At 45.9% G+C, this 11,273-nt stretch carries 10 protein-coding genes, 2 tRNA genes and 1 pseudogene; 6 read left to right on the forward strand and 7 right to left on the reverse strand.

The features are described 5' to 3' along the window. Positions 1-242: transposase (locus G517_RS19395; RefSeq protein WP_036591766.1), on the reverse strand; the 242-nt coding region annotated here is incomplete at its 3' end. 55 nt (positions 243-297) lie between these two features. On the opposite strand from G517_RS19395, the pseudogene ppc reads away from it, so the two are divergent. Both ppc and G517_RS0114530 read left to right on the forward strand, forming a co-directional pair. Then, positions 298-2,562, forward strand: a pseudogene (gene ppc, locus G517_RS19400) (phosphoenolpyruvate carboxylase); the annotation flags it as partial. A gap of 135 nt (positions 2,563-2,697) precedes the next feature. Continuing rightward, positions 2,698-3,303, forward strand: coding sequence for an HD domain-containing protein (locus tag G517_RS0114530; RefSeq protein WP_211224308.1), 606 nt, complete (start codon positions 2,698-2,700; stop codon positions 3,301-3,303). On the opposite strand, the gene G517_RS19405 is transcribed toward G517_RS0114530, so the two are convergent. Next, positions 3,276-4,211: a ketopantoate reductase family protein gene (locus G517_RS19405; protein WP_051206452.1), complete on the reverse strand. Its 936-nt coding sequence runs from the start codon at positions 4,209-4,211 to the stop codon at positions 3,276-3,278. The genes G517_RS0114530 and G517_RS19405 overlap by 28 nt on opposite strands. A 72-nt stretch (positions 4,212-4,283) precedes the next feature. Here G517_RS19405 and G517_RS0114540 point away from each other — a divergent pair, with 72 nt between their 5' ends. After that, positions 4,284-4,766 carry a YajQ family cyclic di-GMP-binding protein gene (locus tag G517_RS0114540; protein WP_028305013.1) on the forward strand — a complete coding sequence of 161 codons (483 nt, stop codon included), beginning with the start codon at positions 4,284-4,286 and terminating at the stop codon, positions 4,764-4,766. 97 nt (positions 4,767-4,863) lie between these two features. Here the strand turns inward: G517_RS0114540 and htpX are convergent, their stop codons facing one another. Together htpX and G517_RS0114550 are read right to left on the reverse strand one after the other, a co-directional pair. Next, positions 4,864-5,745 carry a protease HtpX gene (gene htpX, locus G517_RS0114545; protein WP_028305014.1) on the reverse strand — a complete coding sequence of 294 codons (882 nt, stop codon included), beginning with the start codon at positions 5,743-5,745 and terminating at the stop codon, positions 4,864-4,866. A 251-nt stretch (positions 5,746-5,996) separates the two neighbouring features. Continuing rightward, positions 5,997-7,211: a pyridoxal phosphate-dependent aminotransferase gene (locus tag G517_RS0114550; RefSeq protein ID WP_028305015.1), complete on the reverse strand. Its 1,215-nt coding sequence runs from the start codon at positions 7,209-7,211 to the stop codon at positions 5,997-5,999. A 200-nt stretch (positions 7,212-7,411) separates the two neighbouring features. Between G517_RS0114550 and G517_RS0114555 the strand changes: the two genes are divergently transcribed. Further along, positions 7,412-8,218 (forward strand): enoyl-CoA hydratase, encoded by an 807-nt coding sequence (locus tag G517_RS0114555; RefSeq protein ID WP_051206453.1) that lies wholly within the window; start codon positions 7,412-7,414, stop codon positions 8,216-8,218. Positions 8,219-8,321: 103 nt separating this feature from the next. Here the strand turns inward: G517_RS0114555 and ylqF are convergent, their stop codons facing one another. The 3 genes from ylqF to G517_RS0114570 all read right to left on the reverse strand — a co-directional run bounded on the left by ylqF (position 8,322) and on the right by G517_RS0114570 (position 10,668). Next, positions 8,322-9,209 carry a ribosome biogenesis GTPase YlqF gene (gene ylqF / locus G517_RS0114560; protein ID WP_028305017.1) on the reverse strand — a complete coding sequence of 296 codons (888 nt, stop codon included), beginning with the start codon at positions 9,207-9,209 and terminating at the stop codon, positions 8,322-8,324. Between the two features lie 138 nt (positions 9,210-9,347). Continuing rightward, complete coding sequence (msrB, locus tag G517_RS20560; protein ID WP_084632295.1) at positions 9,348-9,860, reverse strand: peptide-methionine (R)-S-oxide reductase MsrB; 513 nt, start codon at positions 9,858-9,860, stop codon at positions 9,348-9,350. A 31-nt stretch (positions 9,861-9,891) separates the two neighbouring features. Beyond that, on the reverse strand, positions 9,892-10,668 hold the full coding sequence (locus G517_RS0114570) for a hypothetical protein (RefSeq protein WP_028305018.1): 777 nt from the start codon (positions 10,666-10,668) through the stop codon (positions 9,892-9,894). Positions 10,669-11,043: 375 nt separating this feature from the next. Here G517_RS0114570 and G517_RS0114575 point away from each other — a divergent pair. Together G517_RS0114575 and G517_RS0114580 are read left to right on the forward strand one after the other, a co-directional pair. Next, positions 11,044-11,119 (forward strand) — tRNA-Glu (locus G517_RS0114575). A 65-nt stretch (positions 11,120-11,184) separates the two neighbouring features. Beyond that, positions 11,185-11,260: transfer RNA gene (locus G517_RS0114580), tRNA-Gly, on the forward strand. The last annotated feature ends 13 nt before the right edge of the window (positions 11,261-11,273 follow it).

Below are 11,273 nucleotides of genomic sequence, written 5' to 3' on the forward strand. Positions count from 1 at the left end.
CGGTCACGGGGTGTGTCCAGCTCAAACGAGCCAGAGGCTGTTTTAACTGTTTTACGGGAGGTACCGTTTTTACGGTTGGGCTGGTCATCCTGAGCCATATGCTCATCGAGTTCTGCGCCCAAGGCCGCTTCGGTAATCTGTTTAATCAGTGGTGTCAGAAGGCCATCTTTACCATTAAGTCCCTGACCGGACTGAAGAGCCTTAGCGAAGGCCTGAATGTCGATTTCGTATTTATCGGACATAATGTGTCACTCCCTGTAGAGGGTTAACTATAGGGGTGACACAGACTTTTGAACACTACCCGCACACCCGACGGAAGTTAGCCGCCGTACCCTTATTCAAAAATACGACGGCATCTCCGATAACCTAAACAAGCTTGAGAATGGCGATCTTTATCTGGATCAACGGGAAAAAATTGAGGCCCGTATTCGCCAACTTGTTGAACAAGCTTGGCATACCGATGAGATTAGGCATCAGCGGCCAACCCCTGTCGATGAAGCCAAGTGGGGTTTTGTCGTGATTGAGAACTCACTTTGGCAAGCGGTGCCTGAGTTTTATCGTCATTTGAATCAAGGCCTGAAAGAGGCGACCGGTCGCTCTTTGCCTCTGGATTGCTCACCTATTCGCTTCGCATCTTGGATGGGGGGAGACCGCGACGGCAACCCTAATGTAACGGCTGCAGTCACACAGGAAGTTCTACTATTATCACGCTGGATGGCCGCTGATCTTTATCTTCGAGATATTGATCATCTTTTAAATGAACTCTCGATGTGGCAGTGCAATCAAGCGTTACGGGCCCATGTTGGTGAAGAAACCCAAGAGCCCTATCGCACTTTGCTGCGACAATTAAGGCGCCGTTTACAAGAGACCCAAGAGTGGATTGAAGATCAACTAGAACATCTTAACCAGAAAGAACAATGTGATCATCAAGGCTTTCATTCATCACCGCCAGACCGTTTGCTGTTTGAAACAGTAGCGCTAAGAGAACCCCTGAAACTCTGCTATCACTCTTTAATTGAGTGCGGTATGGAGCGGATTGCCAAAGGTTCATTACTGGATACCTTGCGAAGGGCGAGCTGCTTTGGCCTCAACCTTCTTAAGCTTGATATTCGTCAGGATTCCTCACGCCATGAAGCCGTGATGATTGAACTGTGTCATGCCCTTGATTTAGGTGATTATGAACAATGGAATGAGGCTGCCCGTCAGCAGTTTTTATTAACTGAGCTGCGCAGTTGTCGGCCCCTCATTCCCCATGGCTGGAAACCTTCCGCTGAGGTGCAAGAGGTTATTGATACCTGTCGCGTTGTGGCGCAGCAGTCTGAAGAAGCCCTTGGCAGTTATGTCATCTCTATGGCGCACCATGCCTCTGATGTATTAACCGTGCATCTGCTTTTAAAAGAGTGCGGCTGCCCTTTCCCGATGAAAGTTGTCCCTCTGTTTGAAACCCTGGATGACTTAGATCGTTCATCGGAGGTTATCAGTAGCTTATTGCGTATTGAATGGTATCAGGATCAAATTCAGGGCGAACAAGAAATCATGATTGGCTATTCTGACTCCGCCAAAGATGCTGGGCAGCTAGCGGCAGCATGGGGGCAGTATCGCGCGCAAGAAGAGCTGGTTAAGGTCTGTAAGCGACACGGTGTCCATCTAACACTATTTCATGGTCGCGGTGGTACTGTTGGTCGTGGTGGTGGCCCTGCTCGTTCGGCTATTTTGGCTCAACCGCCGGGCTCCGTCAGCGGTAGTTTGCGCGTAACAGAACAAGGGGAGATGATTCGCTTTAAATTTGGTCTACCGGATATTGCTCAACGTAGTATGGAGATCTATGTTTCTGCGGTACTGGAGGCAACCTTGCAGCCACCTCCGGCAGTAAAAGGTCAGTGGCGACAGGAGATGAACCTGTTGGCTGAACGGGCCCTGAACAGCTACCGTCATCAGGTCCGTGATACACTAGATTTTGTGCCTTACTTTCGGGCAATTACCCCAGAACAGGAATTGGCAAAACTTCCGTTGGGCAGTCGTCCTGCTAAGCGACGCGCTGACGGTGGCGTAGAAAGCCTACGGGCAATTCCTTGGATTTTTGCTTGGACTCAGATCCGACTAATGTTACCCGCTTGGCTGGGCAGTGATAAAGCTCTGGCGGAAGCCTTAGATAATGGCGAACTTCCTCTGATTCGAGAGATGATGGATTCTTGGCCGTTTTTTAGTACCTATATGGACATGCTTGAAATGGTGCTGACCAAAACGGATGCCAATGTTGCTCGTTACTATGAGAAAAAACTAGTGCCAGCCAACTTAATGCCTATCGGTGAAACGCTTCGGGCTCGTTTAAATGAGCTGAAACAAACCGTTATACAGATTCGTGACCGTAAAGAGCTACAGGAGCATATGCCACTGATTGCTGAAGCGGTTAGAGTGCGCAACCCCTATATTGACCCTTTGCATGTACTGCAAGCAGAGCTTTTACAGCGGGATCGATCTAACGCTGGTAATGCTCAGGTAGAGCAAGCATTGATGGTGACGATGGCGGGCATCGCGGCTGGGCTTCGCAATACGGGGTAGAAACACAGGATAGAAATGCCGAGTAGAAAAAAAGAGCCGATTTAATGGGCTTATACAGATAGAGTAAAAGGAGTTGCTCTATCCGTTCTGCTCACTGATAACCGTCATTCACAAAAAGCCTTTTAGGAGGTTCTTATGGTGACTAAAAAGAAAACGATTCAATCGAAGCAATCCTCGTCGATGACGCACCCTTTGGTGGAAAAAGCGCGCCAATTTGCAACAGATGCTCATGGTCGTCATGAACAAATTCGCCGCTATACGAATGAAGATTATATTGTTCATCCTCAGGCTGTTGCCGAACGGGTGTCAGAGTTTTTGTCGCAGCCGGAGGTATTAGCCGCAGCGTGGCTGCATGATGTTGTAGAAGACACTGATGTTAATATAGAAGAGATACGCCAACTGTTTGGTGACGATGTTGCGCTCTTAGTCGATCAATTAACCTCCGGCCCCCACGGATCAGAGCTGGCTCGGGCTGAACGTAAATTACTCGACAGAGAACAACTACGGCAAGCTGATATTCGGGCAAAAACCATCAAGCTTGCCGATATTATTGATAATACTCATACCATTGCAGACCGTGACCCTGAGTTTGCAGCACGTTATCTCCCTGAAAAATACGCCATGCTTCAAGTATTAAAGCAAGGACACCCAGCATTGTTCAAGCTGGCAAAAAGCATCGTTGAAAAAGGGCTTCATCAGCTTGAACAACTGAGTCAAACAACACCCTTTGAAGATGGCTGATTAAAACACTGCTTTACTTCATCAAAAATAATTTGGCTTTCAGGAACCGCAATACCCAGTCGGTTTGCCTGATCAATCAGAAAGCCATTAATATAATCAATCTCGGTGATTTTTCCTTTTAGTGTATCTTGCAGCATAGAAGAACGGTTTTGAGCGGTACCGGCAATAACATCACGGGCTAGACTTAACAGCCCGTTATCGGGCAATTTTAACTGTAACGCCCGCATAATTGATTCTGTTTCTGCACATAAACGCTCTACCCGCCGATAACGCTCTGGCTGAATTAACTCACCGTTCAAGCATTGATACAGGGCTGTTAAGCCATTAATCGCAATATTAATTGCCAATTTATTCCACAGAGCCTGATTAATATCATCACAACTTTCGATGACAAGATCCGTTTTTGATAACTCGTTAACCAGGTCTGCTTGAACGGCTTTTCCCAGAGCGTTCATCGCCCCCACACGGCTTATACCTTGCCCTGCATGAATAACATGACCGGGATCTGTACGGTACGCACCATCGGTAATACACACAGCAATAACAGGATGGTCTGGGTATTTTTCTGCAATGGCTTGCTGCGCGCCCATACCATTTTGTAACAAAATAATGGCCGCATTATCGGTTAGCGCATGAGCAATACCCGCCACCGCCGCCAGTGCATCCTGTGCTTTAGTTGCTACAACCAATCGACTAATCGATTTTTCAAGGCAGTCTGGAGCTGTCGTTAAATGTGCGTGAAAAGACTCAGCCTGTACGGCGTTATAGCGCGTTAAGCTAAGAGACTCCGGCGCTGCAACCCCCTTTCTATGGAGTAAAGTAACAGGATATCCTGCCTGATTCAGATAGCCCGCCCAAAGGCAGCCTAAGGAACCCGCGCCCAATACCGTCCAGTGTGTTTGACTCATTCAATTTATCCAGTTGGCAGAAACAGGGGCGCAAGTATAATACCTGCAAGCATAATTATTAAGGAGCTAAACATGCCATCTTTCGATGTAGTGTCAGAATTGGATATGCATCAGGTCACAAATGCCGTTGATCAATCCAACCGAGTGGTTAAAAATCGCTTTGATTTTAAAGGCGTTGATGCAAAATTTGTGCGTAAAGAAAATGTAGTTGATGCCATCGCAGAATCAGATTTTCAGGTGCGCCAAATGGTCGAAATGCTACAAGCGGAGCTGATTCGCCGTGATGTAGATACCAAGTGCATGGAAGTAAGTGACGTGGTAGAAAGCGGTAAAACAGCCCGCGCAGCCATTACTTTGCATGAAGGTATTGATAGTGACAATGCACGGAAAATTGTCAAAATGATTAAAAGCGAAAAACTAAAAGTGCAAGCCGCTGTGCAAGGTGAGCAGGTTCGTGTCACGGGTAAAAAACGGGATGACTTGCAACAGGCTATCGCATTTTTACGTCAATTGGAGTTGGATATTCCGTTGCAGTATCAAAATTTTAGGGACTAAACGTTTAGGTTAGACGTTTTACCGTTCTTAATTACAGTCATTGGTTATAGGCTTAAACACGCCTCGTTTTACGAGGCGTGTCTCAATTGTCAACGGATTACCGGCCTTGCTGCAATGCCGCAATACGGTCATCAAGAGGAGGGTGAGAGGCAAAAATTGCTGACATTTTACCACCAGAGATACCTAGAGCCGTCATTGAGCCTTTCATCATGCTTTCTTCGCCAGACTCTGCTTTTAAGCGTTGCAACGCTGAGATCATTGATTGGCGATCGGCTAATGTTGCACCGGCTTGGTCGGCGCGGAACTCACGTTGGCGGCTAAACCAAGCGACAACTGATGATGCGAGTATGCCAAACACGATATCAAGCACGATGGTTAATCCCATCTCTGCAATCCAGCCCAGTCCACCCTCACCGTCTTCGTTTGCTGTAAAGCGATCAATAGCATAAACCACAACTCGGGTGACAAACATAACAAAGGTGTTCACCACGCCTTGAATCAGTGCCAATGTCACCATATCACCGTTAGCAACGTGGCCGATTTCGTGGGCTAGTACGGCACGGACTTCATCCTGGCTCATACGCTGTAGCAAACCCGCGCTAACGGATACGAGAGCATCGTTTTTATTCCACCCCGTAGCAAAGGCGTTCGATTCCATTGCCGGAAAGATACCCACTGTCGGCATTTTGATTCCGGCCTTTTTGGATAGCTCTGCCACCGTTTTTAGCAGCCAAGCTTCTGTTTCGTTCTGAGGCTGGCTGATCACTTGAGTACGGGTGCTCATCTTTGCAATAGTTTTGGACATAAACAGGGATACTAATGAACCTGTCATGCCGAAAATAGCGCAGAAAATTAGCAGGCTGGTCAAATTCAGACCTCCGCCTGCATTGTAGCTGCCTACCCCTAGTAGGCTAAGTGCAATACCTGCGATTACAAGCACAGCCAAGTTTGTTAAAAGGAATAGTCCGATACGCATCATTTTGGCGAGTTCTCCATCAAAGTTAACCTGTTACAGAGGGTGGGGGCGAAATGCTCCCTTGCAAGGGCAAACGTCATCTGTTCAGGGTGCGCGCTAATCATGAGGTTTGATAACCTCATTATTATGTGATTATGTGGTGTGTATTTTGATTCAAAAAAGGTGACAGAGTTCTGTCACCTTTTCAGTATTTTTGAAGTTTTTTTCGCAGAAACGAACAGCCATCTTTGTTTGATCTACTGATTTATTTTGGCTTACTGACTGTATTTACTCAAGAAACGAGCAATACGGTTAATAGCATCTTCAAGCTGATCAACGTAAGGCAGTGAGACTATGCGGAAATGATCGGGTTCCGGCCAATTAAAGGCCGTACCTTGAACAACCAATAGTTTTTCTTGTTTGAGCAGGTCATAGGTAAACTTTTCATCATCATGAATATTAAAACGCTTAATATCCAATTTAGGGAAAAGGTATAGCGCACCTTTGGGCTTTACACAGCTAACACCGGGAATACTATCGAGCATCTCCCAAGCTAGATCACGCTGTTCTTTTAAGCGGCCACCGGGCAGAATAAGATCGTTAATGCTTTGGTAACCTCCTAGGGCTGTCTGTACCGCATGTTGAGCGGGTACATTGGCACACAAGCGCATTGATGACAGCATACTTAAGCCTTCAATAAAGTCTTCAGCATGGCGCTTATTACCGCTGATAATCATCCAGCCTGAACGAAAGCCTGCCACGCGGTAGGATTTTGATAAGCCGTTAAAAGTTAAAAACAGTACGTCATCAGCAAGGCCTGCAATAGAAATGTGCTTTGCTTCGTCGTATAGAATTTTGTCGTAGATCTCATCGGCTAGAACAACAAGGTTATGCTCGCGGGCAACCTGAATAATCTCTAACAAAAGGGATTCAGGATAAAGCGCGCCAGTAGGGTTGTTCGGATTGATAATTACAATGCCTTTGGTGTGCTCAGTGATTTTACTGCGAATATCATTAATATCAGGATACCAGTCCGACTGTTCATCGCAGATATAGTGTACGGCACGGCCACCGGCCAAGCGGGTGGCTGCGGTCCATAACGGATAATCAGGTGCTGGAATTAGCAGTTCATCGCCATCGTTTAACAGGCCTTGGGTTGCCATGACGATAAGCTCACTGACACCGTTACCTAGATAAATATCTTCAATGGAAACGTTATCAATTTTCTTACGCTGACACTCCTGCATGACCGCTTTACGGGCCGAGTACAAACCTTTAGATTCGCAGTAACCCTGGGCGTTGGGCAGGTTATAAAGAACATCCTGCAGAATCTCTTCTGGTGCCTCAAAGCCGAATGGGGCGGGATTACCAATATTCAATTTAAGAATACGGTGACCTTCCTCTTCCATTCGTTTGGCTTCTTCAAGGACAGGTCCACGGATGTCATAACATACGTTGTTCAGTTTTGTGGACTTTTTGATGGTTTGCATACGGGTTCCGTTGAGCGGGGTAGGTGTATGGATAGGGCAGTATTGATTGCCTAGGTTACTTAACCGATAGTCATATTAAATAATTTATCCCACTTTGGTAAGCTGATAAATAGAGGAATAGTCTGACGACTGGTTTTTTTTTACGAATTGATGTGCTGTTTTACTGAAAAAAACAAATCTAACAACAAAAAGGACGTTTTATGACTGTGGAACAATTAGAACAAGAAACTCAAAACTGCTTGGTTATTCGTCAAGATAATGAGGGCATTAGTTATTTAACTTTAAACCGGCCTTCTGCCTATAACGCATTATCTTTAGGTTGTATGCAAAGTCTGATTCAAAGCTTGGAAACTATTGCGCAGGATAAAAGCATCAAAGCGGTAGTGCTATCTGGTAGTGGTAAAGGATTTTGTGCAGGCCATGACCTAAAAGAGATGAAAGAAGGTGGTACGGAAGCTTTTTATCAGGAAACGTTTACAACCTGTGCGGACTTGATGGCTTGTATCCAAAGTATTCCGCAGCCTGTGATTGCTAAGGTTCATGGTATTGCAACAGCCGCAGGGTGTCAGTTAGTGGCAACCTGTGATCTAGCTTATGCCGCGGATAATGCTCGTTTTGCGACGCCAGGTGTCAATATTGGTTTATTCTGCTCAACCCCTATGGTGGCACTCACCCGAGCGATACACCCTAAGCTGGCTATGGCTATGCTGTTAACCGGTGAGATGGTTTCTGCTGAAAAAGCAGAGGCCATTGGTTTAATTAACGAAGCCGTTGCCCCTGAAGATTTAGATCAACGGGTGGATCAAATCGCTATGCTGATTGCTGCGAAATCATCTTATACCTTAAAAGTGGGTAAGCAGGCTTTTTATCAACAGCGGGATATGAATCAGGCGGATGCTTACAATCACTGCAGCCAAGTGATGACCGAGAATATGCTAGCTTATGATGCCCAAGAAGGTGTTGAAGCATTTTTAACGAAGCGCTCACCGTGTTGGCAAGGGCGGTAATAAGCTCTATCTTTCCCTATCTTTCCAGATACATCAGATTATTGTTATAGGGCGCTGTCGTTATTAAACGATAGTGCCCATTGATTACTTATGACGGTGGACGTTATTGCTGATGATGAGGCTCGTCTGAGCTTGGTTCATCTTCGTCGATTTCAATAGGCTCTGGAATATCTTCAGGGGTTTCCAATGAAAGTCTCCCTAGATGGCCTTGGCGTAAATCATTAAGTAGTACTTCTGACGCTTTGTGCCAGTCAATTTCTCCACCGGCTCTTAAGCCTCCCCGTTTGCTGGCAATTAAGGCGAGTACATCTTCTGGGGTTTTTGGCAGCTCTTTCATTTTATAACGGGTTGCCAAAGGTTTGGGGTAGCGAATTAAAAGCTCATCAGCGGCGAACATCGCAATATCAAGGTAGTCAACGGCAGTATTACGGATCGCACCTGAGGTTGCTAAGCGGTAGGCGCTTTTCTGATCTTCAATACGAGGCCAAAGAACTCCCGGTGTGTCGATTATGGCGATACCTGATGGTAGGGCTATTTTTTGCTGGCGCTTAGTGACCGCAGGCTCATCACCAACTTTGGCAACTTTCCTACCGGCTAGGCTATTAATTAATGTTGATTTACCAACATTAGGGATGCCCATAACCATGACGCGTACAGGGCGGTCTTTACGGACAGGGCCAGACATCTCTTTCACGATCTTGGGGATTCGTTTTAACGTACCAACTTCGGTCGTGGTTACGGTGATGGCGCGGGTTTCATGCTGTTCTTCAAAGTGTTGAATCCAACGCTTGGTGATTGCAGGATCTGCTAAGTCATCTCGGCTTAAGATTTTAAGACAGGGTTTGTTACCCCGTATCTCATTAAGCATAGGGTTGGCGCTAGAGTACGGAAGGCGAGCGTCCAGTACTTCAATAATGACATCAATTTCAGGCAGAGCGTCTTTAATTTGGCGACGCGCCTTGTTCATGTGTCCGGGATACCAACCTAACATCGCCATAGAGCTTTCTTACCTCGTTAAAACACACTAAGCCGCTTTTTTTAGACCGGTAACTTAGATCAATGCGGCAAAAGGCCGAATTATACCAAGGTGATACCGCTTAATCAGTAGTTTAATCGGGTTGAGGGGGATTTAGTCGGTAGCATCGGTATGGGGGATGTCGTTATGAGAGGTGTCGTTATGAGCGTTGTCGTTATGAGCGTTGTCGTTGGCGATAAAGTCTAAAGACGCCGAGTTGGTGCAATAGCGTAGACCCGTTGGCTCTGGGCCATCAGGAAAAACGTGGCCCAAGTGAGCATCGCACTGGCTGCAGAGTATTTCAGTGCGGCTCATTCCATGACTATAATCGGTGTGCTCTATTACGGCGGTGTTATTTATCGCTTGATAAAAACTAGGCCAACCACTGCCTGATTCATACTTGGTTGCTGAATCGAATAGCGGGCTTTTGCAGCACAGGCATAAATATTGCCCCACTTCGTGGTGGTCATAATATTTGCCTGAAAACGGCGGCTCAGTGCCTCCGCAGCGGCAAATATCATATTGTTCTGGCGTTAAAATATCTTGCCATGAATTGGCCGGAGTGTTGCTCTGCACTGGCTTTTCTGTAGAGCTTGATGATGTTTTCTTTGATATATTTTGTGACATATTGAGAAGCTCCTAGTCGTAAAACAGATGATTAATCATAGACCTGTTTTTTCTTCCATTGATCTTCTTCTTCAACCATTTTTTCAAGCTCTGTGGTCAACTGGTCACTTTTTTGGCCTTCTAAACGCTCTTGTTGCTCTTGTTTATTTGCAGCTTCATCTAGGGCATCGATACGTTTTTTAACAGCAAGAATCTGGTCGGTATAATCACCGGACTGGTTGTTTTTACCCATCTCGCTAATAACGCGGCGATAGTGTAGCGCCGCAATTTTAGGCTTCGATTCGCGTTCTGCTTTTTTGCCAGAAGATGCGTAAACTTCGATAATAGTTTGAGTGAAGGCCTTACGGAGCTGTTTAAGGAAGCCCTGAGCCGCCGCGTGCGAGATTTTCTTCTCTTGGTATTGCACGGTGATGTGCTTGTGCAACATCTTAAGATTACGACGTACGTTATTCGCTGTTTGGATATCGGTGACAGGAACCGCAGATACGTTTTTGTTATTGGAGGCAAACTCGAGCATCCGGTTTGCATTCTCTAGATTCTTCGCCACCTTGCTGTCTTGCTCTGCGTCGTATTGCTGCTGGAAAAGCTCAACAATACTGCGAGCTAGAAAGACGCGCATATTCTGGTCTAGATAATGAGCCGGAATTTCTTCCATTAGGAACATTAGATTTCTTGCTCTATCGCCTAGCGCCCGAAGATGACGTATATGTTCAATACGTCTCTTTTCAGCAGACTGTTTTGAGTAAACAATAAAAATTAGGCCCAGTGCTAACGAAAGCACAACGCCGAGAATGATCACTGATGACATTCCAGGTTCCCTTTATCCTAAGCTTTTGTATTTTAGGTATACAGCCAATGCTCTACTATATCTGAATATAAGGCGTTATATCCATTTGTATATCTCCTTTGTCGGCTGATAGAGAGAAAACTTAAAAAGTTATTTGAAATATACCTTGCTTACGCCTTGATTCATAAGGCAATGGCTTTGGAGGTAAGTCGTTAATATGACTTGTGTGCCTTGGGCTTACGCTTGCTACATGCTGCAATCTAAAACGTTAGGTGTGCCATTCTTATCAAAATGACGGAAGTTTCTGATAAGAAAAGGAAAAAAGGAGTTGACAGTTTTTTGAACCCTCTATAAAATGCGCGCCATCCTTCGATGAGGGGTTATTTGCAAGATCACGTCCCATTCGTCTAGTGGCCTAGGACACCGCCCTTTCACGGCGGTAACAGGGGTTCGAACCCCCTATGGGACGCCATTTCTTGTTGCTATTTATAACATGTCGGCGTGAAACCGTATGTTGATAATAAATAGCGTTGTGATGCGGGAATAGCTCAGTTGGTAGAGCACAACCTTGCCAAGGTTGGGGTCGCGAGTTCGAATCTCGTTTCCCGCTCCAATTTCAAATAACC

The sequence above is a fragment of the Oceanospirillum maris DSM 6286 genome (assembly GCF_000422865.1).
GTDB lineage: Bacteria > Pseudomonadota > Gammaproteobacteria > Pseudomonadales > Halomonadaceae > Oceanospirillum > Oceanospirillum maris.

What these genes read in the sequence shown, in the direction of transcription:
- G517_RS0114530 (WP_211224308.1), top strand. Translation starts at nt 2,698, where the DNA reads ATGGTGACTAAAAAGAAAACGATTCAATCGAAGCAATCCTCGTCGATG.
- G517_RS19405 (WP_051206452.1), bottom strand. Translation starts at nt 4,211, where the DNA reads ATGAGTCAAACACACTGGACGGTATTGGGCGCGGGTTCCTTAGGCTGC.
- G517_RS0114540 (WP_028305013.1), top strand. Translation starts at nt 4,284, where the DNA reads ATGCCATCTTTCGATGTAGTGTCAGAATTGGATATGCATCAGGTCACA.
- htpX (WP_028305014.1), bottom strand. Translation starts at nt 5,745, where the DNA reads ATGATGCGTATCGGACTATTCCTTTTAACAAACTTGGCTGTGCTTGTA.
- G517_RS0114550 (WP_028305015.1), bottom strand. Translation starts at nt 7,211, where the DNA reads ATGCAAACCATCAAAAAGTCCACAAAACTGAACAACGTATGTTATGAC.
- G517_RS0114555 (WP_051206453.1), top strand. Translation starts at nt 7,412, where the DNA reads ATGACTGTGGAACAATTAGAACAAGAAACTCAAAACTGCTTGGTTATT.
- ylqF (WP_028305017.1), bottom strand. Translation starts at nt 9,209, where the DNA reads ATGTTAGGTTGGTATCCCGGACACATGAACAAGGCGCGTCGCCAAATT.
- msrB (WP_084632295.1), bottom strand. Translation starts at nt 9,860, where the DNA reads ATGTCACAAAATATATCAAAGAAAACATCATCAAGCTCTACAGAAAAG.
- G517_RS0114570 (WP_028305018.1), bottom strand. Translation starts at nt 10,668, where the DNA reads ATGTCATCAGTGATCATTCTCGGCGTTGTGCTTTCGTTAGCACTGGGC.